The following is a 24,008-nucleotide window of genomic DNA, read 5'->3' as shown; positions in this document are numbered from 1 at the left end:
TTACTTTGCGAGGTCGTTCAGGTTGATCCATTCGCCGTCGGACACAATTTCGCCATCCTTCAGCTTCTGGTTCTGAACTGTCGCCCGGGAGACTCGCGGGAAGGGCAGGTAGATGTCCTGCTTGCCCAACGTGAATGCAGGCGCGACACCAAGGTCGACCTTCCGGCCATTGAGTGCCTTAGCGAAGCCGGCGGCGTCGATGGTCGGAACCTCAGCGGCTACTTCAGCTGCCAGATGCACGGCCAACCAAGAGTTCAGCGAGAACTCGTTGAGATCAGCGTCGGGCGCGTACTTCTTCATCTCCTCACGGAACTGCTTGATCTTCGGAACCGATGAACCCGAGAGGGCCTCGAAGTTGCTCGTAACGAGCAGTTTGTCTGCTTCAGCTCCGAGGGCCTTAATCGAATCCTTCGTAAGTGTGTAAGGGGTAGCGACGAAGATGCCCTCAAATCCCGCCTGTCGTAGACCGTTGACTGCTGCAGCGGTAACGCCGGGTGAAACTCCAAGGATGATTCCGTCCGGCTTTTCAGCAGCCAGCTTCGCAAAGAACGGAGTGAGGTCTGCAGAAGGATCGAGCGGCAACAGCGTCGTTGCGACGAGGTCATCTGGGCTTTCCAGAATGGGCTTGATGAAGTCTGACGCTGCGCGGGCCGCGGGAATGTCGAATGACAGGTACGCGACCTTCTTCGCACCGGCACTTTGGAGGGTTGCCGCAGTGCCAGGCACCAGCGAGGCGCCCGCGCCTCCGAGCGGGAATGACAGGTCATTCGTCAAGTCCTGCTGACCGAAGGGGCTGTTGCCGAGCATGGCAACGCCTTCCTTTGCGAACACGTCTACCTCGTCGCCGGACAATGTGTACTTGCCCACGTCGAGCACCACACCCTTGTCGATGACCTCCTTGGCGCAACCGGCTGGCTGTGACGGGTTCTTGCTGTTGTCGGCGTCACACGGGACCAGCTCAATCGGGCGCTTGTCGCCGCCCGCCTTCGGTGCAACTCCGCCGGCGTCGTTGATCGCCTTGGCGGCGACTTCAGCGCCGGAGAGGGTCTCGGGTGCCGGCCCTGGGCCAGTCTTCGGGTACAGAACCGAGAACTTGATGGCCTCCCCCGGCGGCGTCTCCGCCGATTGACTGCCGTCAGAGTCAGAGCCACCACAGGCGGCGACAAACACGAAGGATGAGAGCGTCGCCAGGACGGCGAGGTTTCTCTTCATGGTTCGTTTCATTGGAACGCTCCTCTTGTTTACAAAACTGTTGACTGTACTGTCGTACGTTAATCCGTACAGTAAAGCGTACTGTGACGTGAAGCACAAGAAGTTCCGTGGAATGCCCGGTAATAATGCCCAGCGCAGCGGGGGACCACCGGAGAAGGTTGCCGAAGTGCTTCAGGCAGACGGCGGAACGTCTCCGGGCTAGTTCCCAAGGCCTGTGTGATTGGCCACGACCCAGGCGCGGCGGACTAGATCGTCGATTTGCTCGACGCCTGCTCGATGGGTGCTGCTGTTTCGCGACCGCTCGGGGTCCCTACTCAGCACTCCCTCACCTATTACGGCCAATTTCCAAAGCCCGAACACGTGCCAGAACTTCAACTCGCCCGGGTTACATCCCGTGCTCCGCGCGTATCGCGCGGCCAGCTCATCTCGGAGGGGAAATCCGGGAAGAGCGGATGCCGCAAACGCGCCCGTGGCGTACTCGTTGTCGTGCCGCCAGTACGCGAGGAGGCTGCCCATATCTGCAAGCGGATCTCCCAGAGTGCACAATTCCCAGTCAAGAACTGACACAACTTTGCCCGAGCTCCGGTCGGCCATAACGTTGCTCAGGTTGAAGTCGCCATGCACCAGAGTCGTTGCTTGCCGAGACGGTGCGCGCTGACTCAGCAACTCCGTCAACCGGTCGAGTTCAGGCAACGACCGACTTCTGCTCCGCTCCAACTGTGCCGACCAGCGCCTGAGCTGTCGGGCCGCGTAGGGCTCCTTGCTCGCCAAGGAATCAAGCCCGACACTCCCTAGATCCACTTCGTGGATATGGACCAAGGTGTCGACCAAACCTTCCCCCAACTCCCGGCGGATACGTGGCTCGAGTGCCGTCGCGATTGGCCGGCGGTCAAAGACCTCACCATCAACGTGCTCCATGACCAAGACCGGAGTCTCGGCAATCGACTCGTCCACCGCGAGCCCAATCAACGAAGGCACCGGCACCTTGGTTCCTTGAAGCGCCGAGAGTATGCGGTACTCACGGGCCACATCGTGCGCGGACTCCAACAGGACTCCAAGTGGCGGCCGTCGAGCGACCCATTTTCGTCCGAAGTCGTCGGACAGTTCGAAGGTCAGGTTCGATCGACCATTGCCAATCGGGCGCGAAGCCAACCTGTCGCCCACCGGTACTCCGAGCGTGACCATCCAGTTGCGCAGGGCCGTGACGTTGATCGCCTCAACGTCGGGGGTAATCGCCTCAGCGTCGGGGGTGACCGCATCAGCCATTTGCCGCAGCCCCACTCGCTCTAGGGACAAGGCCTCGCTCCGGGGGCGGTCCGGCATCAATAACCTGGCCGCCGTCTACGACGAGGGTTTCTCCAGTTATCCACGAGGACTCGTTGCTGGCTAGGAACATGATTGCGCTGCTCACATCTTGAGGTTCGCCGATCCGACGTAGCGGCGTCTTTGAGTTCAGGGCCTCCTCGTGCTCGCTCCAGAGGGCCTCGGCTAGCTTCGTCCGCACGACGCCCGGCGCCACCGCGTTGACGCGGACCGCTGGGCCCAATTCAATAGCCAACTGTTTTGTCAGATGAATCAGCGCAGCCTTCGAGACGTTGTAGACGCCTATCCCGTGGCTGACCGAGTAACCACCGATCGAGGCGGTGTTGACGATGGATCCACCGTGCTGGCCCATCCAAGCGTCGACAACTAGCGAGCTCCACAGAATCGGCGCCCAAAGGTTCACGTCCATTGTCTTGGCGAATCGCGCATAGTCCTGCTGAAGGACCGGGCCATGTGCGGCATTGGTGCCCGCGTTGTTGACGAGTACGTCGACACTTCCGTAAGTCCGCATCGCCTCGTCGACGCATGCGCGAGCGGCAGCCTGGTCCGCCACATGCGCACCCATGCCAAGAGCCCTTTCACCTAGTGCGCTGGCCGCGTGAACAGCGTCATCTTGGCTGCGTGACGTCAGCACCACGTTTGCGCCTGCGGCATGGAGAGCGGTCGCCGCGGCGAAGCCAATCCCCCTGGACCCGCCGGTGACGATTGCAGTCTTGCCCTTCATCGCTTCGGTCATGGCGCTGGGACGCTAGTGCGGCGCCGCCTGAGTTCTTGGCGCGCGATCGTCCGCTTGTGGACCTCATCGGGTCCGTCGGCAATACGGAGCACTCGCTGGTCGATGAACATCCTCGCAAGGGGGAAATCATCGGAGACCCCTGCGCCGCCATGCACCTGTATCGCTCGATCGACCACCTTCTGCGCCATTTGAGGCGCTACAACCTTGATGGCCGCGATCTCGATGCGTGCATGCTGATTGCCAACCGTGTCCATCAGCCATGCGGCCTTCATCGTTAGGAGTCTGGCCATCTCGATGTCTATTCGTGACTCTGCGATCCAGTCCTGAATGTTCCCTCGCTCTGAAAGAGGCTGGCCGAACGTCTCGCGAGATGCGGCGCGGTCGATCATAAGATCAAGTGCCCGTTCAGCCGCGCCGATCGAACGCATGCAGTGATGGATGCGGCCGGGACCTAGGCGCGATTGTCCGATCAGGAATCCGTCGCCCTCGCCTGCAAGCAATGCAGTCTTGGGGACACGAACGTTTTCGAACAACACTTCCGCGTGTCCCTCTCGGTCGCGGTATCCGAACACCGGAAGTGCCCTCACGATCGTGACGCCGGGCGTGTCCAGCGGAACGACCATCATGCTCTGCTGGCGGTGGGTCTCGGCGTTGACGTCGGTCTTGCCGAGCACGATCAGCACCTTGCAATTTGTGTGCAGTGCGTTGGTCGTCCACCATTTACGCCCGTTCAGAACATAGTCATCGCCGTCCGCGTCCATGGTGAGCTGGATATTCGTGGCATCGGAGCTGGAAACTCCCGGTTCTGTCATGCCAAAAGCAGATCGGATTTCACCGTCCAGCAGTGGTTTGAGCCATTTCTCTTTGTGCTCTTCCGTACCGAACGATGCAAGCACTTCGATGTTTCCGGAGTCTGGCGCATTGCAGTTCATCGCCTCAGGAGCAATGTGTGGGCTGCGACCCATGATCTCCGCCAGTGGCGCGTATTCGACGTTCGTCAGACCCGCGCCCCACTCAGGGTTTGGAAGGAACAGATTCCAGAGGCCGCGTTTCTTCGCCTCCGCCTTCAACTCCTCCATGATCGGTGGGAAATGATGGATGTCGTCTGAATCGGCCAACTGCTGCGCATACACCGGCTCTGCCGGGTAGATGCATTCATCCATGAACGCCAGTAACTTCTCCTGGTAACCGCGCGTCTTGTCGTTAAGTGCGAAATCCATCAGGACCCCTTGGGAGCGAGTGGTGCAAAATTGGGTGGGCGCCGCTCCGAGAAGCTCAAGACACCTTCTGGGATGTCAGGGCCACGAAAGGACTCCCGCATGAGGACATCTGCGTGCTCCGTGGACTCATCAAAACCGCGCTGCGTATCGGCGTTGACTTGCAACTTCATCGCACTAAGCGAGCGGGGCGAGCAATTCGTGGCGACATCCTGCGCGTAGGCCAATGCTGCTTCGACAAGTTCCGGGCCTGGAACCAACTGGTCGACGAGCCCAATCCGGAAGGCTTCTTCGCCGCCCACCCTGCGGCTGGACATGAGCAGATCCAGAGCTCGACTTCGCCCAATGACTTGGGGAAGAATCCAAGAGATCCCGTACTCGGCGATGAGACCACGCCTCGAGAAGCTGGTTAAGAACAAGGCTTCGGGCGAGGCGAATCGGACGTCAAAGAACATTGCCTGGACGAGACCGATCCCAGCCGCTGGACCGTTGATCGCGCCGATAAGCGGCTTCCTTAGAGCAAGCGGAAGATGGACTGGGCGCTCACGAACCATTTCCTCCTCTGTCGCATCCGGAGCGTGTGCCAGGTCGCTCATGTCTGCGCCCGCGCAGAATCCCCGCCCCGCTCCGGTCACGACAATTGCTCGCACCTCGGGATCGTCGTCCGCAGCCTCGAGTACGTCGAAGTACTCCTTCTCCATCGCCGCGGTCCAAGCGTTTAGTTGAGCTGGCCTGTTGAGAGTCACCAACAGGACAGACCCGAGACGTTCCGTCAGGACCGGCGCTTCGGAGGCAATCATGGGCGGTGCGGGTACGAGCCGCCATCCACAATCAGCTTCTGACCCGTGATGTAGCCAGACTGAGGCGAAACGAAGAATGTCACCGCGTCGGCGATCTCTTCGGGCTGGCAGACGTGACCCATGATTTCGGACGCGCCCGGCTCTGAGGCGTCGGCGACCTCCCCCTTGGAAAGGCCGCGGATCAACCGATCGCCCATCTCTGTTGCGACGAAACCTGGAGCGACGATGTTCACGCGGATGCCGTGGTCAATCTCTTCCTTGGAGAGGGTGTGCGCCAACGCCTCCAGCGCCGCCTTGGCCATGTTGTACGGACCGCCACCCGGTGTCAGTACGTGAGCTGCGACGCTGCTGATCATGACGATGTCGCCCCGTTCTTGGGTGCGCATGCCCGGCAACACGTGGCGAGTCAACGAGTGAGGTCCGGCACCGTGGACGCGGAACAAGCGCTCAACATCAGCGACATCAGTGTCGATGACGAGGTCGCCCCGACTGCCGACCCCACCGTTGTGTACAAGGATCCCGATTGGCCCGAGCTGCTCTTCGACTTCGGCCACAAGCGAGGCGTGTCGCGCGTAGTCATCGATCGAGCCTTGAACGATGATCGCGCGAGCGCCCATCTCTTCAAGCAGCGAGAGCGTCTTGGTTGCTGACTCTTCGTCACGACGCCAGTTCACGGCAACCGCTGCCCCAGCTCGGCCGAGAGCGAGACTGATGGCTTGGCCGATGCCACGGCCGCCGCCGGTCACAAGCGCCACACGACCGGTCAATGGAAGAGAAACTTCGTCAATGAGTACCATATGCCGTACGATATACCAGTGAATAGTACACGTCTACGACTGTCAGAATATTGGGAGCAACATGACCTACGAACTTCGAGAGTACTCAGTCGTGCCGGGACAGATGAACTATCTGATATCTCGCTTCGAGGCTGACTCCATCCCGCTCATGAGCAAATACGGCATGGAAGGTGTCGGCTACTGGGTGACCCGGGAGAAGGAGCCGCGCTTGGTCTACGTTGTTCGGCACAAAGGCGATCCTTCCCAGGCATGGCAATCGTTCTACGCCGATGAGGCATGGCTTGCTGTGCTCGCAGATCCTCGGATCGAGGGAAGCGTAACGTCGGTCAAGTCAACGATGCTGGACCAGCTGCCGGGACTCAGATAAGTCACACTCGCCGATCCATTCGACGCGTCATCCCGACTTCGGACTCCGGGCCAGCGGACTGTGCGGCCTCGCGGACTTGGATCAGTTTGCGACCAAGCCATCTAGGAGCAGGGTAGCCAACGCTCGCGACGCGTCGTCGAAGCTCGTGCCAGACTCGCGCAGGACAACGGGATTCTGAATGCGCGACAGCGACGCATCGATCGTCTCAGCCACAATCCGACTGTCCAACGTCTGGTGGAACTGCCCGGACCGTATTCCCTGTTCTACGAGATCTCGCAGTTGAGCGACCCCGTATCGAAGATGGTCGCTGATAAGACGCTGGACCGCGGGCGCCTTCGCAACGTCTTCCATGAATCGCAGCCCAGTTGCCTGAATGTGAAGGTCTTGCGAGCCGATGAGAAGTCGGATCTTCGCGGCGGGATCATCGAGTTCCTCCAGCCGTTCGTGCTTAATCGCACCGATGCGGCGCAGGCGACGATCCACAACCACCAGCACTAGCTCTTCCCGACTCGGAGCCAGGTCGTAGAGCGTGCTGCGTGAACACTTCAAGCGCGCGACGATCTTCTCGATTGTGAGCGACCCGAAGCCCTCCTCCACGATCCATTCTTCAATCGCGTCAAGGATCTCTCGCCCCCTCGCGCTGAGCTCATTGGAGGATGGGCCCAGGCGAGGTGGTCTCAAAACTTCGGAGATGCTCGATGTCTCAGTCATGGTTAGCACCTCATATTAGTGGCGGGGGTGGATCTAGTGAGTCGGACGCACCCAGAATCCCGGCTCATCCGTCGACGAACCGAGGACGCGGTACGTCGCATCGACGAGGGACTGTCCACGTTCGTTGATCCCTGTCCCCGGCCCATGCTGATTCATGACATACGCAAACGCCAGCTTCAGGGACGGATCAGCAAACCCGACACTGCCACCAAGTCCCGCGTGCCCGAACGCGTCCTCGCCCCAGATGATGCTGGCACCTGGGCCCACGATGCGGTTGTCCCAGCCCTTCATGTAGCCGAGAGAGAACGAGGTGGTGATGATGGGCACGGAGGCGTCCACAGAACTCCGTGACTGAACATGGCGAAGGGCGGCAAGCGATTCGGGCCGCACCAAGCGGACGCCATTGTGGCTGCCGTCGCGAGATAGCGGCGCGTACATGGTGGCCAGTCCTCGAGCGCTCGCGATCCCGTTGGCGGCCGGAATCTCGGCCGCGTACGACTCCGGGGTGTCAAGGTTCTCCTGAACTCCGATCCAGTTCGAATTGTTGAGCTGAAGCCGGGCTGGGAGGGATTCCGGGTAGTCGGTAACCAGTTTGACCAGGTCGCCGATGGGACCGTCAAGGTCGCTCGGCACCGGGACGTAGTAGGTCGACTTGGCCACACGAGGGTGCACCTCCGCTGGGGTGCCGATCCAAGCATCCAATCCGAGCGGCTGGGCAATCTCCTGATCGAAGAAAGTGCCAAGCGAAAGGCCGCTGACTCGTCGAACGACTTCGCCGACGAGGTACCCGTACGTCAGCGCGTGGTATCCCGTGCGGGTGCCCGGTTCCCAGAATGGCTCCTGGTCAGCGAGCAACTGTGTTACGCGTTCCCAGTTGTAGAAATCCAAATCCCCGAGCTGCTCCTGCCATGTTGCAAGGCCCGACTGATGCGTCAGGAGGTGACGCACGGTCACGTTCTCCTTGCCGGCCTTCGCGAACTCCGGCCAGTAGCGTGCAACAGGAGCGTTGATGTCGATCTGGCCGCGGTCGATCAGCACGTGCGCCGCCGTTGAGGTCATTCCCTTGGTGGAAGAGAAGACCATCACAGGCGTGTCTTCGACCCAAGCGGCGTCGGTTGCCGGGTCGGCTACTCCGCCCCAAAGGTCGACCACTGGCTCCCCATCAAGCATCACGCAGACCGCCGCGCCGACTTCGCCGCGATCGGCGAAGTTCCGCTCAAACTCTTCGCGAACCGACTGGAATCGCGGATCACAACTACCTTGAACGCTCATGCTTGTCTCCCTGACCTCAACCGGTGGTGTAACAAATATGGGTTGACAGTACACTTATTGGTACTGTCTGGATAGCCCGAATTGAGTTGGAGATCACATGTACCCCGGTTACTACGCAGAGCTGACACCAGACAAGGCCGCAATCATCATGGCCGAAACCGGTGAGACGGTCACCTACCGCGAGCTGGACGAAGAGGCCAACCGGCTGTCGCGTGTGCTCCGCGAGTCGGGGCTGCGACCTGGCGACCACTTTGCTTTCTGCCTCGAGAATCATGCTCGACTTCTCCCTATCGTGTGGGGCGCCCACTACGCGGGCCTCTACTACACGGCGCTTAGTCCCAAACTCACCTCTGATGAGATGGCCTACATTCTTGAAGATTGCGGCGCGACGGCATTCGTTACGTCGGTTTCAATCGGCGAGCCGGCAGTTGACGCCGTCTCGCGCTTGCCGCAAGTCACGCTCCGACTCATGGTCGATGGGGTGGCCAACGGCTTCGAGTCATATGAGCGCGTTGTCGCGGGCGCTTCGTCCGCACCACTCGAAGACCGCCCAGAGGGTCAAGACTTCTTTTACAGCTCAGGAACTACTGGCAGGCCAAAGGGCGTCCAGGTTCCGCTGCCGGGCACGACACTCGGCGAACCCGAACCGGCAACCGAGCTCTGCCAGCGAATGTTCAACGTGACCGATCGGACGGTTTACCTCTCGCCGGCTCCGCTTTATCACGCAGCCCCCAACCGGTTTTCGCGCTCAGTCCTTCGATCCGGAGGAACCGTCGTTGTCATGGAACGCTTCGAGCCCGAGGTATATCTACAGACGGTTGAGCGATACCAATGCACGTTTACCCAAGTGGTTCCGACCATGTTCATCCGGATGCTCAAGCTGCCCGAGGGGATGCGCACCAAGTACGACCTCTCGTCTCTCACCGACGTCGTACACGCTGCTGCGCCGTGCCCACCCGAGGTAAAACGGCAGATGATCGAGTGGTGGGGCCCGGTGATCCACGAGTTCTACGGTGGAACCGAGGCGAATGGGTTCATCTACTGCAACAGCGAAGAGTGGCTCGCCCACGAAGGAACCGTTGGCCGCGCGATCAGCGGGCAGATTCATATCTTGGACGAGGATGGCAACGACGTACCTGTCGGATCGACAGGCGCAGTATTCATCGCGGGGGGCGGCAATTTCGAATATCACAACGACCCCGAGAAGACGAAGGAATCGCACGACCCCCGAGGAAGAGGATGGTCCACCCTCGGGGACGTCGGCCACCTCGATGCCGACGGATTCCTCTACCTGACGGACCGCAAGTCCTACATGATCATCGTCGGGGGTGTAAACGTCTACCCGCAGGAGGCCGAGAACATCTTGGTCATGCACCCGGCCGTTGCCGATGTGGCCGTCCTCGGTGTCCCGAACGACGACACAGGTGAGGAAGTCAAGGCCGTTGTGCAACCGGTCGACATGCTCGCTGCAGGGGACGACCTAGCCGCCGAGCTGATCGCGTACTGCCGAGAGCACCTCGCGCCTATCAAATGCCCACGCTCCGTTGACTTTCGCGAAGAACTGCCAAGACACGCGACCGGAAAGCTCTACAAGAGGCTGCTCAAGGACGAATACTGGGGTACTGCCGGGCGGACGATCTAGCCCGCCGAAAACTGCGCGACCCGCTAAGTCTCCGACCAGGTTCTCGCTCCCGCGTCGCCGAACAATGGCTGGCTCGACGAGAACTTGGGCGGCCGCCGTTCTGCGAAGGCCGCCGCTCCTTCCGCGAAGTCTGGCGAGGCAAGGAGTGCGACCTGTGCTTCCCTCTCGAATCTCAGCGCTTCAGGGAGTTGGGACAACGACCCTTGGTTGATTGCGTGCTTCGTATTCGCGAACGCTGGACCAGGCCCCTCGCGGAGTCGATCGATCAGATGGGCCACGGACTCTTCGAAGTCTTCGTCCGGAAAAATCGTGGACACTAGTCCGAGTCGCTCGGCCTCGAGCGCTGGCAGCTTTTCGGCCAATAGGGCCAGCTTCATCGCCTTCGCTCGTCCGATCGATGATGAAAGGAGCACCGAGGCACCGCCGTCCGGCATCAGCCCAACCTTGGTAAACGAGAGCATGAAGTAAGCGCTCTCCGAGAGAACTGTGAGGTCAGCAGCTGCGGCAATCGATGCGCCAACACCAGCCGCCGCACCCTGAACCGCAGCAACCACAACTTTCGACAAACCGGTCATCGCTGCGACGACACGATTGGCTGCGTCGACGGCCTCTGCTAGGTCGGTGGGTGCCAACTCACCGCTGGCTCCTAGATCGGCACCGGAGCAGAACGAGGATCCTTCACCAGAGACAAGGACGACACGGACGCTGACGTCCAGCTCAGCTTCCTCCAACTGGGTTGCCAGTTCGTCGAGCATCGAGACCGTGACTGCATTCAGCCGTTCGGGTCGGTTAAATCTCAGATGGAGGACGCCATCAACCGTCCGTACGCCAAGCTGACGCTCGTTCCGGAGATCTCTGCTCATGACTCCTCCACTGTTCTCGATCACTGCCACTCCTTCAGTAGGTCGCGAGCATCGGCGTTGAACTCGGGCGGTCCGGAAGGAGTAGTTGTCGTGGACCTGGAAAATCGTGGGGCTGGGGCGGCCTGAATCACACCGCCGACTTCGAGCAATGTCCCGCGACTACGCAGGTGGGGGTCCTCTGCGGCCTCCGCGAAGGTGAGCACCGGGGTCACGCATGCATCGGTCCCAGAGAACAAGTTTGTCCAGTGGTCTCGATCATGCTGCGCGAAGACCCGAGTGAGCACTAGTCGAAGGCTTGGCCAGACAGACCTGTCCATCTGCCTTGCACACCAGCCAGGGTCCAAGTTGAGCGCGCCAATCAGCGCTTTGAAGAATTCGGGCTCAAGCGCTCCCACTGCCAAGAAGGTTCCGTCGGCACATTCGTACGTGTCATAGAAAGGTGCGCCACCATCGAGGAGATTGCTTTCACGAGCATCAGTCCAGGTGTTGAACCCGCGCATTGCCCACATCATCTGCGACAAGACGCTGACCCCGTCGACGATTGCCGCGTCGACGGTTTGCCCCAAGCCTGATTTCTCCCGCTCGACGAGCGCGGCCAATATCCCCACGACCAGGAACAGCGACCCTCCGCCGAAGTCGCCCACCAGGTTGAGTGGTGGTGTCGGTGCTTCGTTTCTGCGACCCATCGCGTGAAGTGCGCCCGTTACGGACAGGTAGTTGATGTCGTGGCCAGCCTGCGAAGACCGTGGCCCGTCTTGGCCCCAGCCGGTCATTCGTGCGTAGATAAGTCGGGCGTTCAATTCTTGGCACTCCAGTGGACCGAGGCCCAGGCGTTCGGCAACTCCTGGCCGATAGCCCTCGATGAGGACATCCGCACTGCAGACGAGTTGCCTAACCGAGTCGAGCCCGACCTCGGACTTCAGATCGGCGATGATGGATCGCCGGTTTCGGAGCATGTGGTCTGGGTTCCCGTCGAGAACGTCCAGCCCGGGCGTCGGGCGCTCGACGCGCAAAACGTCCGCGCCAAGGTCACCAAGAATCATGGCTGCATGGGGCCCCGGTCCGATCCCTGCCAGTTCCAGGACGCGCAATCCCGCCAGTGGCCCCGTCACGATTGAGGTGACCCCACCAGAGACGGCAGACGGCCGATGATTTGTTCAGCGTCCTGGATGATCTGATCGACAACTTCTCCAACTGGACGAACGTCGTGGATGAGGCCCTGCGACTGTCCGGCCCACCACATGCCATCTTCCAGGCGGCCTTCCGCCAAGACGTTCTTGCGCCCTCTAGCACCGGAGGCCAGTTCCGCTATGTCGTCGAAGGTCGCCTCGGGCGTCTCGGAGATCTCAACGATCTGTTCGGAGACGGAGTTGCGCACGACACGAGCTGTGTTGCTGAACCGACGAAATACGAGGACGGTGTCGAGTTCTGAGTTGAGAACGATTTGCTGCTTGACGTTGTGGTGAATGGGCGCCTCTGTAGTCGCCATGAAACGTGTGCCCATGTTGACTGCGGATGCACCGAGGGCAAGCGCAGCCGCTAGGCCGCGCCCGTTCGCAATCCCTCCACTGGCGATCACAGGAACAGAGAGCACCTGGGTCGCGGCCGGGATAAGGATTAGGCCGGGGACGTCGTCCTCGCCGGGGTGGCCTGCGCACTCAAACCCGTCGATGCTGATCGCGTCGACCCCTTTGCGCTCCGCCGACAGAGCGTGACGCACGGATGTCGCTTTGTGAATCACCTTGATCCCCGCGCGCTTGAAGTCAGGCAGGTGCGGCTCAGGGCTGGAGCCTGCTGTCTCCACGACGGTGATGCCGGCATCGACGATGACCGCCCGATACTCCTCATAGGGCACGGGGTTGATCGTCGGAAGAATCGTGAGGTTGACGCCAAATGGCTTATCGGTGAGATCGCGCGTCTTGGCGATCTCCTTAGCCAGGTCCCCGGGGGTTGGCTGAGTCAGAGCCGTGAGAAATCCGAGTGCGCCGGCGTTAGCGACAGCTGAGATCAAGGCCGCGGTACCGAGGCCAGTCATCCCCCCGCAAACGATTGGGTGGTCCACTCCGAACTGCTCGGTAAATTCGGTCTTGAGCATTCGGTCGCACCCTTCAATCGCAGATCGATACTGTACTAATCAGGATACTATCGTACGATAGTGCGTATCATGTCGTACGCACCCATCCAGCGCCTTCTACCCGATGATGAGTCGGTTGAGCTGATCAGCCTGACTCGGTCTCTAGTTGATAGGGAGATCCGTCCAGTCATCGCAGACCTCGACGCTGAGGCACATTTTCCACGCGACGTCTTTCGAATTCTCGGGCGCTCGGGTCTGCTTGGCTTGCCGTACCCGGAGAGTCTTGGCGGTGGAGGGCTGCCGTACGAGGTCTACCTGCAGGTCCTTGAAGAGATTGCGTCCGGCTCCGCCAGCGTCGGCGTGGGCGTCAGCGTCCACGCACTCTCGTGCTTCGGTCTGTTCACTGCCGGAACGGATGAGCAGCGGTCGAACTGGCTTCCGACGATGCTCGCAGGAGACCAGCTCGGGGCATACTGCCTCTCGGAATCTCACGCCGGCTCAGATCCCGCATCGATGCGCACTACGGCTGTTCGCGACGGGGACCACTACGTGATCAATGGCGCGAAGGCATGGACGACACATGGAGGCAAGGCCGACTTCTACAAGGTGATGGCACGAACGTCGGACGAGGGTGGTCGAGGAATCTCTTGCTTCCTTGTCGCTGCCGACACACCAGGTCTGACGGCCGACCCACCCGAACGCAAAATGGGCCTCATGTCGTCGACCACGTCAACGATGCTGTTCGAAGACGTCCACATTCCTGCCCACCGTCGCCTCGGCGCTGAGGGGCAAGGGCTATCGATCGCTCTCGCTGGCCTCGATGCGGGTCGCCTCGGAATAGCTGCCGTTGCCACCGGACTAGCTCAAGAGGCGCTCAACGTCGCGATCGCGTACGCCAAGGATCGCCGCGCATTTGGCAAGCCGGTGATCGAGCACCAAGGCCTCGGCTTCCTGTTGGCCGATATGGCGGCGGCGGTCGAATCAGCCCGCGCGACGTACATCGCGGCGGCGCGGCTCAAGGACGCCGGGAAGCCTTTCTCGCGGCAAGCGTCCATTGCGAAGCTCGTTTGCACCGACAACGCCATGAAGGTCACCACCGACGCGGTCCAAGTACTTGGCGGCGCCGGTTACACCAAGGACTTTCCCGCCGAGCGGTTCATGCGTGAAGCCAAAGTCATGCAGATTTTCGAGGGCACGAACCAGATCCAGCGCCTCGTCATCAGCCGCGACCTCGCTCGCTGAAAACCAGCAAACCCAATCCCTCAAACGACAAGAAGGCGGAACATGGAGATCAAAGGACAAGTCGCTCTAGTCACCGGTGGAGCGTCCGGTCTTGGGCTCGCCACGGCTCGCCGGCTGGCGGCAGCGGGCGCGAAGGTTGTCGCGCTAGACCTGCCCTCGGCGAAGGGATCGTTGCTGGGCGAAGAGGTTGGCGGAGCAATCACCTTCGTCCCCGCGGATGTAACAGATGAGGATCAGGTTTTAGCCGCCGTCGAGCGCGGCGGCCAACTGGGCAACCTATCGATAGTCGTGAACTGCGCCGGTATCGGTGAGGCAGCACGGATCGTAGGCAGACACGGCCCGCATCCACTCGATGCATTTCGGCGCACCCTCGAGATCAATCTCGTCGGCACCTTCAACATCATGCGGCTCGCTGCCAGCCACATGATCGAGAACAAGTCGGGCGGCGCAGAGCGAGGCGTGATCATCAACACCGCATCCGTCGCTGCATACGAGGGGCAAGTGGGACAGGCGGCGTACGCAGCTTCGAAAGGCGGCATCGTTGGCTTGACGCTCCCCGCCGCTCGAGACTTAGCTCAGCACAGGATCAGAGTTCTCAGCATCGCACCGGGCCTATTCATGACTCCGATGTTCGAATCGCTGCCGGCCGACGTGATCAGTTCGCTAGGCGATCAGACTCCCCACCCAAAGCGCTTGGGAGACCCGGACGAGTTCGCGATGCTCGTCGAGCACATCGTCGCGAACCCGATGCTCAATGGCGAAACCATCCGTCTAGACGGAGCAGTGCGGGTAGCTCTCGGGTAACATTTCGCCCTTCAGTCGAGCAGCACCTGCGCGAGTGTGTGTGTCCCTACACGTCCGAGCGGACTCGACGTCTCGACCGAGTCGGCGATTGCGCTGCCGATCACGAGCGCCCAGCCGCGTGCACGGTCCCACGTCGCGGCGTTTGTCCCCTGCATACCCTCGAGCTCTGCGCGGAAAGCTGTACGCCCGGCGGCGTCGAACGTGAGCCACGCCGTCGCGAGGTCGCACGCCGGGTCGCCGGCGCACACGTCGCCGAAGTCGATCACGGCCGCGAGGACTCCGGATGCCGCGAGAACGAGGTTCGCTGGATGCAGGTCGCCGTGCACCCACACCGGTGCCCCCGTCCACACTGGCGCAGCGAGCGAGCGCTCCCAGACCGCGGTGAGCGCTCGCGCATCGGGAAGGCGACCGCTCGCGAGCCGCGCCCGCATCACGTTGTCGCGCGCCGCGAGCGGCACACCGCGATGCGGGTTCAAAGGCGCATCAGCTGGCGCTCCGGTGCCGAGAGCAGCGACGAACACCGCAAGGCCCGGCGCGGCAGCCGCCCGAGACGCTGGCTCGAGGACATGCGCCGCGACCCCGTCGAACCACGGCACGATGCTCCAAGCGAACGGGAACTCGCGCGTCGGCAACCCCACACGCACGGGAGCGGGCACCGGCACCGGCGAGAGGGCTGCGAGCTCGGGCAGCCAGCGCTGCTCATGCAGCACGAGCCCCGCGGCCACGCTGCGCCTCGGCAACCGCACGGCGAGATCGTCCCCGAGCCGGAACATGACGCAGTCCCAGCCGTTCGCAGCGACGGCCACTGGTCCGACGAGGTCCGGATGCTGCGCCGCCACGAGCCCGGCCGCGAGCTCTGCGTCAACGTGGATGTCAGCGCTCGGAGCGTCCATCATTCGTGGCCCCCTCGTCACCGGCGAGACCGGCGGTTCTCCGGCCGAACCGCCAGCCTAGCCAGCCCGCCCACGGCTGTGTCCGCGGCATCCCGTCCACAATGGAGTGAACGACGCGAGCTGATCCCGCAGGGCACGCCACCCAACCCTCCGAATGTCCGTCGTGTGGACCGGCAACATTTGTCACTTGCCGATGCACACAGGGAACAGAATCCTCCAAGCGGCAGGGCGTGGTAGTCGTCAACTTCCGGGTGTTGGTGGTGGGTTGATCCCAGGACACGCCTCCACCGGCACTACCGCCGCACATCGCTCGAGAACGGTGTTCACGAGTTCCGCCACTCGATCAGCGAGGAGCCGGCCCTCGAATGTGTTGACCACGCCGTAGTCGCGCACCATGTCGGTCACCCGCTCGACGACCATCATCATCGAGATCAGGTCCTCGCCGACGGCAAAAAGGCAATCGTTTGGCGTATGGACTCCGCGACGATCGGACGTCGACCGTCGACGTGTGGCATCTCGACGCGCTCCACGCTCCGACATCACCTCGACGATCTCCGACAAGTCGTTGACCTTGGGCTGCTTGTCCTTCCAGCTCTCCAGACCGTGACGTTCCTCGTACGCCAACTGCCGACACTGCTGGGAACACCAACGCCGTGGCCTGCCCCGCTTCTGAGGCGGCATCCTCTTCCCGCACCGCTCACACAACCGAGGCTTGCTCGGCTCTTTCGATCCCTTGTCATCGCTCATCAGAAGACCTCCTGACAACAAAGGTCGAGTTCCCCTACCTGAGACGACACGTTCTCCAAAGAATTTCGTCACACACCTTATGCATTCCCGGAAAACTGACGAAAAGGCCAACCAAAACGCCGACGGCAGGAGGCTCAGGAGTTCATCGGCACAGAAACGCCCTACGCGACCAAGATGCGTTGTCTGCCCTCGTCGCCGTCGGCCAGTCTGGTGGTCTCAATCTCCGGTCCGTTCCTACTCCAGCCGACGAACTTGTGAACCAGGAGATCCTCGTCCGCATGGATGCCTGACAACTTTCTCTCGAGGAGCTCGGCGAAGCGAGCCTCGTGAGTCGCGAGTACCAGCTGCCTATCCCGACGAAGGTGTCGAGCAAGGTCCGCAAAGCCAAGCACGTTCACATCGTCCATTGCCTGCAGCGGGTCGTCGAGCATGACAAATGGCAGGCGGCCCTGGCCGGCGGCCCAACCTAAGGCCAAGAAGGCGGAGAGGGCAACGATGTTCGCTTGGGCCGACGAGAAGACCAGCATTGGATTGACGGTGATCTCTCGCTCCGAGTCCAAGACTGTTGCCGACGCTGTCCCCTTTGCCCGATAGGACTCGACATTGAAGCTCAGATGGGTAAAAGCCGGATGCGGGTCGAGCCTGGCGAAAACGTCATTCATGAGTGGCTCGAGGGTCTGGAATCTCTCGCGAAAGATGGCGGCGTTCGCTGCGGATGTGCCATCGGCCAAAGCGGATGCGGCTACAGCGAGTTTCCTATCGCTTTCAACAACAGTGACAAGTTCGTCAAGACTTCTCTGTGACAGAGCGACGCTTTGTCGCTGCCTTGGTATGGCGTTCTGTCGTTCAATCGCCAGTCGTGTCGCGGCTTGGTGCTGCGAGAGTTCGCGCGAGGCAGACTCGAGGGCGGCGGCGGCCGCGTCGAGGAGTTCCAGCTGAACCAACAGCGAATCGAGTTCTGCAAGGACGAGTTCGTAGTCGTCGCCTACTTCGTCCTCCCCTCGTTGGAATGAGCGGAGGTTCGCATTGAGCCCGAAGTTCGACCCATCAACGAGTGCTCCAAGTGAGTTCAGTATCGATCTCGCTTCGCTCGACCAACGCGCACGCTCCTCCCGCTTGCCGGTTATGGCCAACTGTTCGGCGGCGGCCTGTTCGAGTTCGGTGCGGGCCTCATCAAGTTGAGACTGCGCGAGAGCTAGAGACTCGTCTGCAGCCGCAAGCGCCTCTCCGTTGGCAGAACGTGCCCGCAGGGCGGCGCTCGTTTCCATCGGGTTGATTCTCGACTCACAGACCGGGCAGGGAGTTAGTTCTTGGGTGTCAGGGAGGAGAGGCAAAGCTACGGCGCTCAGCGCCGCCAGCGCGTCGCTGGTGGCAGCCACTCCTGCGCGTAGCTGCGTTGCCACTTGCACGGCCTGGCTCGCTTGGTCGACCTTTCGCTCCGCCTCGGCACGTCGTTGGTCTGACTCGGCAAGCTCGCTCGCTTCAACAAGTGGAACACTGCCCGGAAATGATCTCAAGGACTCCATAATGCGCGTCACCTCGCCACGACGACGGGTGACTTCGAGGGCGAACGCGGGTCCTGATCCGTCTTCTATGCCCGCGAGCGAAAGAGTCCAAGCACCAGGGAAGCGCTCAAGCACAGTGCTAATTGCGTTCGCGAGGTCCGGCCTCGGCGCGACCCTCAGTACCTGGATCTCAGCCGTCTCAAGTTGCTCGACGGCGGACTCGTGCTTCCGAATGGCCTCGTCATGCTCGCGTTCATGCTCGTTCAATCGTGATCGCGCTCGCGCCTTCCGATCTCTGGCATAGACCTCGAACTGTTCCAGTGACTCAAGGCCGAGCAATCTCATTAATTGGCGATAGCGAGCATCTGGTCGGGTTTGCAGGATCTGCCTCAATTCATCTTGCTGGAGGAGGCCGCTCGTATGCAGCACTTCTGCCAAGGGCAGCGCGCCCGGCGCTAGGAGCTCCTGAACGCGAACCTCGGCACTCGCGCGGCTGTAGCGACCGTACTGGTCTTCAACCTCGAGAACTGAGCCCCGGTTGTCACCTCGTCGGATGACGCGTATAGGTGCACCTCCAAGGTCGAAGGTGGCTTCAACGCGCGCCTCATGGCCGCCGGAAAAGGCGTTGGCGAGATACTGGTCAGTTCTTCGCAGTCGATACTGACCAAGTCTGGGAAGATCGGCTGTCAGCAACCACTGAACGGCGTCAAATACACTCGTCTTTCCGCTGCCGTTGGGGCCGTGGAGAAGGACTGCCGAGGCATCAAAGTCGAGCGTGACTGGGTCATTGAAGCCTCGAAAGCCCGCGATGGTGACGCTTACAAGGCGCCGCCGCAGGTCTTGGCGATCTGCCGGCTGTTCGCTATTCATCTCTCCTCCTCGTCATCAAGGTCGAGGGACATTAATGGGTCGTCCTCGCCGTCAGCCGCTGCAGCCTCATTGGCAATCATCGCCCCAGCCGGCTTGGAGAGCTCGAAATCCCTGATGGCGTCCTCCACTGCCACCGGATCCAACCCGTCACGAACCAACAATCGTTCTAGTTGGTGAAGCGGTTGCTCAAGCTGGTTCGTCGTGGCTGTCGGGGGTGGTAGCAACGGCCGCAACGATCGAGACAGTGCCGCCTTGGTCGGCTCCACGCCGACCCTTACCAAGCGTCGAGCGAACCTGAGGTTGTTGACGAGATCAGAGATCGCCTCTGCATGGTCAGGGGTCGAATTTTGAGCACAGAGCAGGATGACGAAAGCATCCCACCGTTTTCTGCTCGGCGGCCCAGCGACAAGTTGTTCGCTCAGTAGCCGGCTGACTGATGGTTCTGCCTCGAAAAGCTGCTCGAGGGTCACGGGCGCGGCGATGACCGCAACGTTGTCGTCGTTCTCCACTAGCAGGACACTCTGTCGCTCAGTTGACCCGAGCTGCACGTCATAGCCAGCCTCGAGCATCACAACTTGAGCCAGGTCCAAGAGGCCGACGTCTGCAAGTTCGTCATCGAGAGTCACGAGTCAACTCCCAGATGCGATGCGCGGATGTAGACAATTCGGCCAGGCCGGCTTCCGTCGATGAGATGATCAGCTCTGGCCTCTGCAACAAGATCATAGGCAAGTCCGTCGACATACGGCTGCGCTGCGGTTAGCACGACATCGAGGTCGGAGTCGGGACCCACGGTCAGTTCGGCGGAGCCCAAAGTTCCGACATGGCCGTCACACAGGACCAGAATCTCAGAATCATCGAGGACCACACCGGACCTTCGGGCGATTGCGATTCTTCTTTCCGCCTCCCGCACAAGATCAGTGCCCGAGACGACTTCGCCAGCAAGCAAGGGCAGGACTGTGACAGCTTGCGCAAAGGCAGAAGCATCGGTTGGCTCGAGCCTCACCAAGTCGCGTCCCAATGCGCCGGTTGTCCATGTCGCCCCAAGCAGGCCGCTTATCGCGAACAGCCCCTGCATGGTGACCGTCGTGGAAGTGACGCCTTGGCCAGCGCGGGGCCTCCATGACACTGCCCGGAGCCATCTGAGGACTGAGACAGCGTCCTCAGCGAAGAATGCATCTAGGAGACGGCCTACTCCGAGTTTCTGGGGGTGAAGGTCTGCCAATGATTCGACAAGGGTGGTCAGACGACGACACACCTCCATAACGTATGCACGCAGTAGTGCATCGCAGAATTCATCAGCCGATGTCGCGACCCTCTGCGCAGGAGCGATATCGCCCAGAAGGAGACGCCAATCGAGTTGGTCGTTTTCATCCCAATCTGCGAGCCCAGGGTCGACAAGAACCAGATGCTCGGATCCAACCACGCTGACCACCGCTGTCAACGATTCTCGAACGTAGTCAGCGACGCTTCCGATTCCGACAAATACGACGTGGTCCTGGCTCATTTGTGCCTGGACGACGGCATTGGCCCAGAGATCGATGCCTGCTAGTTCTGCCGTCGTGAGCCGCATTGTGTTGGGGAGAGTTGCGCAACCGTGTGCCTTTAGGAGTGCCTTGGCCGCTCCATGCAGGAGTTCATCAGGCGTGCGAACCACGGCGGGGATCTCTGGTTGCGCTGCCCGCTCAATGCAGTTGTCATAGTTGGTCTCCAGGACGGTTACCGCCCCTTCGCAGAGCAGGAGAGAAATGACTTCGTGCGCGTAATTGAACGGGGCGCCAGTCATGTCAGCGACCTCTAAAACGGTGCGACGGAGGAGTGCGGTCCCCGACGGCTGTTCCGCGACGGCGTCAGCGACAGCTAGCAGATCCCACTCGCTCACCCCGTCCAGCGGGAACACCGACGACAAGTGCCGCCAGATGCGGCTGGCGAGTGCTGCGGCCCCAGGTAAAGACGTTGGATCAGCCGCTGACAGCCCAGCTCCGGCATAGATCGTCAGACGACCCAGATGTGCCATGCTGGCCAGATTTGCCGCGACCGAGCCCGCTGGCGTTCCAAGGGTCTGCGGTTGATACACACCGAGAGCCTACGCATGCATCAAGCCGATCGATGGCGAATCGACCTAGGGAGTAGTTCTGATGAGCCTTGCCCATCGAAGCTCGCCGACGTTCCCCGGTGAAGACTGAGAACGCCCGTCATGCGCTGATATGACGATGCGGTGGTCAGCCGTTGGCGTCCTTTATCGCTGCAACCCAGCCGATCATGCGGTCGATGACCGACTGGTGCACACCGGCGGGCATCGCGTAGATCCGCTCGAGCAAGACGTCCAAGTCGACGAGGCCGACGTCGACGAGTGCACGAGCGAAGGCCAAGTCTTTGAGACGACCGGCTGCCAGCTTGGTCGCAACGAGGTCGTGGGGCTCAAGAAACGCTGCCTCGGCCGGCTCAGCACCAGCTAGATTCGGTCGAACGAGTCGTTCCGCCCAGCCCTGTGGCAGGACGACGGTGTCAATATGGATGCCCTCGGCGTAGTAGCCGAACTCCTCGTGGAAGGACGAAAACTCACCGATGCCACCCTCGACCTCATCAGCCTTCGCGCGATCGGCGTCGTGCATGAATGCGATGTCGGCCTCCATCGAAGCAGTCGCTTCAGCTGGCAGTTCGTCCTCGTCGCGGACTCCTAGGATCGCCTGAGACCCCACGACGAGGACATCGCTGTCGCCAGCGATGCGGGAGGCGCTTCGTAGGACGTGAGCCAGCTGCGTACGGTTCACGCGGCGAGAACAGCCCGGCGTTCGCGAATGGTCCGGAGAACCTTCACTCGGCGCTCTTGTGACAGCACGCCCGCGAACGGCGAGTTTTCGCGAAGTTCATACGACTTCTCATCGGTCGCCGTGAATGCGTCGATGATCTGGTCGATGCCTGAGTCCAGGATCCGCTCCCACTCCCGCAGGTAAATAGCGCTCATGCCATCCGGACGTTGCTGGGGCAGCCAGCGAGCGATGTTCTCGCGAGCTTTGCCAATGACCGCATCCGGATCCTCCAACAGATCGCCGATGAGCGCCTGATGTAGCCGCAAGGACTTCTCGCGCTCGGGCGTCAGACCCGGGCGCTGCAGCCTCTGGACCTCTGACAGGGGGATGCGACGGTGCGCGCCGACCTTGGTCGAGGTGATCTCGCCTCGATTGGAGAGGTTGACGACGTGCTGGCGTGAGACGCCGAGGATCTCAGCGGCCTCTCCAGTTGTGAGCATCGTCTTTTCCATACCTCCATTAAACACAATAAACGCAACGCTTACAAGGCGGGGAACGTTCCCCACCCCGCATTCCCCCAACGTTTTCCCCAACGTTCCCCCGAAACTCGAAAGTTCCCTGACCGCTCAGTCCTTGGAGACGGCCCTTGTTGTGTGACGCCCTATCCACAGGACGTAGGCATGCACGGTTCTCCACAGAGCTTCATCGAGTCGGTTCGTCCCCGCCCGGACCGAGCGAAACTGGAGGGTCGGGCAGGCCGCACAGCATCACTCGTGGTGGGAGGAAGGAATGATCGCCATGACAGCTCTCAAGCTTCTATCGCCTGCCGAGGTCTCGAAGATCCTGGGTGTCGCGACGTCGACGTTGTGCCGCATGCGGCAGACCGGCACGGGGCCTCGATGCATCTGGGTTACGGACCATGCGCCGCGCTATCGCGAGGATGACCTCCTCGCCTACGTCGAGTCACGCGCGTCCTGATGGCCGTCCAGCAAGAGAAGTCTGGCCGGTGGCGTGCCCGATTGAAGTTCGGGCGCGAACAGGTCGCAAGCCGGACGTTCGACACCAAGCGCGAGGCGGAGGCGTGGCTCGCCCGCGAGCGCGCCTCCCTCGCCGGCGGTGTCGACCCGCGCGCCGGCAAGATCCTGGTGCGGAACGCGTTTGCCGTGTGGCTGGTCGACCGGGAAGGCATGGTCGCAATCAAGACGACCAAGTCGGACCGATCGGTCCTCAAGGCAATGCCACCAGCGATAGCCAACCTTCACGTAAACCGGGTGACCGACCGCGAGGTCCAGCGCTGCATCAACGACTGGTCGCGGCGCTACGCCGAGTCCACCGTGAAGCGATACCGGGCGACGCTGATGGCCTTCTTCGCCTCGTGCATCAACGAGCGAATCATCACGATCAATCCGGTCGCCCGCACGAAGGTACCGGCGCAGATGGCTCCGGCCGCGGAGATGATGCCGTTCTCACGCGAGGAGCTGCAGGAGGTTCGACACGAGATCGCCGTACACCACCCTGACCTGGCCGACGCTGTCTGGCTTGCAGGGTGGACGGGTCTTCGGTGGTCTGAGCTGCGTGAGGTGCGGGTAGCCGACTTCGTCGAGATGCCCGTCCCTCGGTTGGTGATCCGGCGAGCCCAACCTGAAGGCATCGGCACGAAGAGGCCGAAGTCAGGGCGCAGTCGCCACGTCCCCCTCGTCGATGCCGTCCTGCCGCTCGTCAGGTCCATGGCCGCGGGTAAGGATGCAGACGACCTGCTGGTCACGACAAAGAGCGGAGCGCGGCTCTATGCCACCGCTTTCAAGCTCTCGACGCATTGGGCAGAGACCGGACGCGGTCGGCGCTTGCACGACCTTCGACACACTGCGGCATGTCTGTGGCTTGAAGGCGGAGTCTCTCCGACGACGGTCCAGGCATGGATGGGACACGCGGATCTGGGCACGACCCAGAGATACCTTCACTACCTCGGAACGGCTGCAGACGAGACAGCATTGACCCGGTTGAACCAGTGGGGGGACGCCGGGGGGACGCGTCCAAAAGCCTGAGGTCGGATTTTCCTTGAGCCGCTTATCGGAATCGAACCGATGACCTTTTCATTACGAGTGAAACGCTCTACCGACTGAGCTAAAGCGGCCAAGGTTCAGCGAGGATCGCCCGCCGAACCGAAGCAAGAGTCTACCGGT

The 24,008-nt window shown here is 61.4% G+C and carries 24 protein-coding genes, 1 tRNA gene and 1 pseudogene; 7 read left to right on the top strand and 19 right to left on the bottom strand.

Going from position 1 to position 24,008, the window contains the following annotated elements; genetic code table 11:
- The 6 genes from V6M39_RS03120 to V6M39_RS03095 all read right to left on the bottom strand — a co-directional run bounded on the left by V6M39_RS03120 (position 1) and on the right by V6M39_RS03095 (position 6,043).
- Positions 1 to 1,212, bottom strand: coding sequence for an ABC transporter substrate-binding protein (locus tag V6M39_RS03120; protein ID WP_332642210.1), 1,212 nt, complete (start codon positions 1,210 to 1,212; stop codon positions 1 to 3).
- A gap of 198 nt (positions 1,213 to 1,410) precedes the next feature.
- The gene (locus tag V6M39_RS03115) at positions 1,411 to 2,478 is read right to left on the bottom strand and encodes a phosphotransferase family protein (protein WP_332642209.1); all 1,068 of its coding nucleotides are present in this window, start codon (positions 2,476 to 2,478) and stop codon (positions 1,411 to 1,413) included.
- A complete protein-coding gene (locus V6M39_RS03110; RefSeq protein ID WP_332642208.1) occupies positions 2,471 to 3,271 on the bottom strand; it encodes an SDR family oxidoreductase in 801 nt (266 codons plus the stop codon). Before V6M39_RS03110 ends, V6M39_RS03115 begins: the two co-directional genes overlap by 8 nt.
- Positions 3,268 to 4,491 carry an acyl-CoA dehydrogenase family protein gene (locus tag V6M39_RS03105; protein ID WP_332642207.1) on the bottom strand — a complete coding sequence of 408 codons (1,224 nt, stop codon included), beginning with the start codon at positions 4,489 to 4,491 and terminating at the stop codon, positions 3,268 to 3,270. Before V6M39_RS03105 ends, V6M39_RS03110 begins: the two co-directional genes overlap by 4 nt.
- Positions 4,491 to 5,288, bottom strand: coding sequence for an enoyl-CoA hydratase-related protein (locus V6M39_RS03100; RefSeq protein ID WP_332642206.1), 798 nt, complete (start codon positions 5,286 to 5,288; stop codon positions 4,491 to 4,493). The genes V6M39_RS03105 and V6M39_RS03100 overlap by 1 nt, the downstream gene beginning before the upstream one ends.
- A complete protein-coding gene (locus V6M39_RS03095; RefSeq protein WP_332642204.1) occupies positions 5,285 to 6,043 on the bottom strand; it encodes an SDR family NAD(P)-dependent oxidoreductase in 759 nt (252 codons plus the stop codon). Before V6M39_RS03095 ends, V6M39_RS03100 begins: the two co-directional genes overlap by 4 nt.
- A 103-nt stretch (positions 6,044 to 6,146) precedes the next feature.
- Here V6M39_RS03095 and V6M39_RS03090 point away from each other — a divergent pair, with 103 nt between their 5' ends.
- Positions 6,147 to 6,452: an NIPSNAP family protein gene (locus V6M39_RS03090; protein ID WP_332642203.1), complete on the top strand. Its 306-nt coding sequence runs from the start codon at positions 6,147 to 6,149 to the stop codon at positions 6,450 to 6,452.
- Between the two features lie 234 nt (positions 6,453 to 6,686).
- Positions 6,687 to 6,950 carry a hypothetical protein gene (locus V6M39_RS03085; protein ID WP_332642202.1) on the top strand — a complete coding sequence of 88 codons (264 nt, stop codon included), beginning with the start codon at positions 6,687 to 6,689 and terminating at the stop codon, positions 6,948 to 6,950.
- Positions 6,951 to 7,001: 51 nt separating this feature from the next.
- On the opposite strand, the pseudogene V6M39_RS18030 reads toward V6M39_RS03085, so the two are convergent.
- Together V6M39_RS18030 and V6M39_RS03080 are read right to left on the bottom strand one after the other, a co-directional pair.
- Positions 7,002 to 7,163: pseudogene (locus V6M39_RS18030) on the bottom strand (hypothetical protein); the annotation flags it as partial.
- Between the two features lie 33 nt (positions 7,164 to 7,196).
- Positions 7,197 to 8,435 (bottom strand): serine hydrolase domain-containing protein, encoded by a 1,239-nt coding sequence (locus V6M39_RS03080; protein ID WP_332642201.1) that lies wholly within the window; start codon positions 8,433 to 8,435, stop codon positions 7,197 to 7,199.
- Positions 8,436 to 8,532: 97 nt separating this feature from the next.
- Between V6M39_RS03080 and V6M39_RS03075 the strand changes: the two genes are divergently transcribed.
- A complete protein-coding gene (locus V6M39_RS03075; RefSeq protein WP_332642200.1) occupies positions 8,533 to 10,077 on the top strand; it encodes an AMP-binding protein in 1,545 nt (514 codons plus the stop codon).
- 23 nt (positions 10,078 to 10,100) lie between these two features.
- Here the strand turns inward: V6M39_RS03075 and V6M39_RS03070 are convergent, their stop codons facing one another.
- The 3 genes from V6M39_RS03070 to V6M39_RS03060 are packed head-to-tail and all read right to left on the bottom strand — an operon-like array spanning position 10,101 to position 13,035.
- Positions 10,101 to 10,940, bottom strand: coding sequence for an enoyl-CoA hydratase-related protein (locus V6M39_RS03070; RefSeq protein ID WP_332642199.1), 840 nt, complete (start codon positions 10,938 to 10,940; stop codon positions 10,101 to 10,103).
- Between the two features lie 20 nt (positions 10,941 to 10,960).
- The gene (locus tag V6M39_RS03065; RefSeq protein ID WP_332642198.1) at positions 10,961 to 12,052 is read right to left on the bottom strand and encodes a CaiB/BaiF CoA transferase family protein; all 1,092 of its coding nucleotides are present in this window, start codon (positions 12,050 to 12,052) and stop codon (positions 10,961 to 10,963) included.
- Entirely contained in the window at positions 12,049 to 13,035 is a 987-nt protein-coding gene (locus tag V6M39_RS03060) for an NAD(P)H-dependent flavin oxidoreductase (RefSeq protein ID WP_332642197.1), read from the bottom strand. The genes V6M39_RS03065 and V6M39_RS03060 overlap by 4 nt, the downstream gene beginning before the upstream one ends.
- A 69-nt stretch (positions 13,036 to 13,104) precedes the next feature.
- Between V6M39_RS03060 and V6M39_RS03055 the strand changes: the two genes are divergently transcribed.
- Both V6M39_RS03055 and V6M39_RS03050 read left to right on the top strand, forming a co-directional pair.
- Positions 13,105 to 14,256: an acyl-CoA dehydrogenase family protein gene (locus V6M39_RS03055; RefSeq protein WP_332642196.1), complete on the top strand. Its 1,152-nt coding sequence runs from the start codon at positions 13,105 to 13,107 to the stop codon at positions 14,254 to 14,256.
- Positions 14,257 to 14,298: 42 nt separating this feature from the next.
- Entirely contained in the window at positions 14,299 to 15,060 is a 762-nt protein-coding gene (locus V6M39_RS03050; protein ID WP_332642195.1) for an SDR family NAD(P)-dependent oxidoreductase, read from the top strand.
- Positions 15,061 to 15,071: 11 nt separating this feature from the next.
- On the opposite strand, the gene V6M39_RS03045 is transcribed toward V6M39_RS03050, so the two are convergent.
- The 7 genes from V6M39_RS03045 to V6M39_RS03015 form a co-directional block, all read right to left on the bottom strand.
- The gene (locus V6M39_RS03045) at positions 15,072 to 15,956 is read right to left on the bottom strand and encodes an aminoglycoside phosphotransferase family protein (RefSeq protein ID WP_332642194.1); all 885 of its coding nucleotides are present in this window, start codon (positions 15,954 to 15,956) and stop codon (positions 15,072 to 15,074) included.
- A 237-nt stretch (positions 15,957 to 16,193) separates the two neighbouring features.
- On the bottom strand, positions 16,194 to 16,577 hold the full coding sequence (locus tag V6M39_RS03040; RefSeq protein ID WP_332642193.1) for a hypothetical protein: 384 nt from the start codon (positions 16,575 to 16,577) through the stop codon (positions 16,194 to 16,196).
- A gap of 284 nt (positions 16,578 to 16,861) precedes the next feature.
- A complete protein-coding gene (locus tag V6M39_RS03035) occupies positions 16,862 to 19,075 on the bottom strand; it encodes an AAA family ATPase (protein WP_332642192.1) in 2,214 nt (737 codons plus the stop codon).
- Positions 19,072 to 19,584: a hypothetical protein gene (locus V6M39_RS03030; protein WP_332642191.1), complete on the bottom strand. Its 513-nt coding sequence runs from the start codon at positions 19,582 to 19,584 to the stop codon at positions 19,072 to 19,074. Before V6M39_RS03030 ends, V6M39_RS03035 begins: the two co-directional genes overlap by 4 nt.
- A gap of 113 nt (positions 19,585 to 19,697) precedes the next feature.
- Positions 19,698 to 21,149 (bottom strand): SIR2 family protein, encoded by a 1,452-nt coding sequence (locus tag V6M39_RS03025; RefSeq protein WP_332642190.1) that lies wholly within the window; start codon positions 21,147 to 21,149, stop codon positions 19,698 to 19,700.
- A gap of 145 nt (positions 21,150 to 21,294) precedes the next feature.
- Positions 21,295 to 21,846, bottom strand: a complete 552-nt coding sequence (locus V6M39_RS03020) for a DUF6036 family nucleotidyltransferase (protein WP_332642189.1) — start codon at positions 21,844 to 21,846, stop codon at positions 21,295 to 21,297.
- A complete protein-coding gene (locus V6M39_RS03015) occupies positions 21,843 to 22,337 on the bottom strand; it encodes a helix-turn-helix domain-containing protein (protein ID WP_332642188.1) in 495 nt (164 codons plus the stop codon). The genes V6M39_RS03020 and V6M39_RS03015 overlap by 4 nt, the downstream gene beginning before the upstream one ends.
- Positions 22,338 to 22,623: 286 nt before the next feature.
- Here V6M39_RS03015 and V6M39_RS03010 point away from each other — a divergent pair, with 286 nt between their 5' ends.
- Both V6M39_RS03010 and V6M39_RS03005 read left to right on the top strand, forming a co-directional pair.
- On the top strand, positions 22,624 to 22,803 hold the full coding sequence (locus V6M39_RS03010) for a helix-turn-helix transcriptional regulator (protein WP_332642187.1): 180 nt from the start codon (positions 22,624 to 22,626) through the stop codon (positions 22,801 to 22,803).
- Complete coding sequence (locus tag V6M39_RS03005; protein ID WP_332642186.1) at positions 22,803 to 23,870, top strand: tyrosine-type recombinase/integrase; 1,068 nt, start codon at positions 22,803 to 22,805, stop codon at positions 23,868 to 23,870. The genes V6M39_RS03010 and V6M39_RS03005 overlap by 1 nt, the downstream gene beginning before the upstream one ends.
- Before the next feature lie 16 nt (positions 23,871 to 23,886).
- Here the strand turns inward: V6M39_RS03005 and V6M39_RS03000 are convergent.
- A tRNA-Thr gene (locus tag V6M39_RS03000) sits at positions 23,887 to 23,959 on the bottom strand.
- Positions 23,960 to 24,008 lie beyond the last annotated feature (49 nt).

The sequence above is a fragment of the Aeromicrobium sp. genome (assembly GCF_036675695.1).
Lineage (GTDB): Bacteria > Actinomycetota > Actinomycetes > Propionibacteriales > Nocardioidaceae > Aeromicrobium.
Note: the sequence above shows the minus strand (reverse complement) of the source record. Positions and strands in the feature narration are given on the sequence as shown.

Bases quoted from the DNA above. Each gene is read 5' to 3' on its own strand.
- V6M39_RS03120 (WP_332642210.1), bottom strand. From the start codon at position 1,212: ATGAAGAGAAACCTCGCCGTCCTGGCGACGCTCTCATCCTTCGTGTTT.
- V6M39_RS03115 (WP_332642209.1), bottom strand. From the start codon at position 2,478: ATGGCTGATGCGGTCACCCCCGACGCTGAGGCGATTACCCCCGACGTT.
- V6M39_RS03110 (WP_332642208.1), bottom strand. From the start codon at position 3,271: ATGACCGAAGCGATGAAGGGCAAGACTGCAATCGTCACCGGCGGGTCC.
- V6M39_RS03105 (WP_332642207.1), bottom strand. From the start codon at position 4,491: ATGGATTTCGCACTTAACGACAAGACGCGCGGTTACCAGGAGAAGTTA.
- V6M39_RS03100 (WP_332642206.1), bottom strand. From the start codon at position 5,288: ATGATTGCCTCCGAAGCGCCGGTCCTGACGGAACGTCTCGGGTCTGTC.
- V6M39_RS03090 (WP_332642203.1), top strand. From the start codon at position 6,147: ATGACCTACGAACTTCGAGAGTACTCAGTCGTGCCGGGACAGATGAAC.
- V6M39_RS03080 (WP_332642201.1), bottom strand. From the start codon at position 8,435: ATGAGCGTTCAAGGTAGTTGTGATCCGCGATTCCAGTCGGTTCGCGAA.
- V6M39_RS03075 (WP_332642200.1), top strand. From the start codon at position 8,533: ATGTACCCCGGTTACTACGCAGAGCTGACACCAGACAAGGCCGCAATC.
- V6M39_RS03070 (WP_332642199.1), bottom strand. From the start codon at position 10,940: ATGAGCAGAGATCTCCGGAACGAGCGTCAGCTTGGCGTACGGACGGTT.
- V6M39_RS03060 (WP_332642197.1), bottom strand. From the start codon at position 13,035: ATGCTCAAGACCGAATTTACCGAGCAGTTCGGAGTGGACCACCCAATC.
- V6M39_RS03055 (WP_332642196.1), top strand. From the start codon at position 13,105: ATGTCGTACGCACCCATCCAGCGCCTTCTACCCGATGATGAGTCGGTT.
- V6M39_RS03050 (WP_332642195.1), top strand. From the start codon at position 14,299: ATGGAGATCAAAGGACAAGTCGCTCTAGTCACCGGTGGAGCGTCCGGT.
- V6M39_RS03045 (WP_332642194.1), bottom strand. From the start codon at position 15,956: ATGATGGACGCTCCGAGCGCTGACATCCACGTTGACGCAGAGCTCGCG.
- V6M39_RS03035 (WP_332642192.1), bottom strand. From the start codon at position 19,075: ATGAATAGCGAACAGCCGGCAGATCGCCAAGACCTGCGGCGGCGCCTT.
- V6M39_RS03015 (WP_332642188.1), bottom strand. From the start codon at position 22,337: ATGGAAAAGACGATGCTCACAACTGGAGAGGCCGCTGAGATCCTCGGC.
- V6M39_RS03010 (WP_332642187.1), top strand. From the start codon at position 22,624: ATGACAGCTCTCAAGCTTCTATCGCCTGCCGAGGTCTCGAAGATCCTG.
- V6M39_RS03005 (WP_332642186.1), top strand. From the start codon at position 22,803: ATGGCCGTCCAGCAAGAGAAGTCTGGCCGGTGGCGTGCCCGATTGAAG.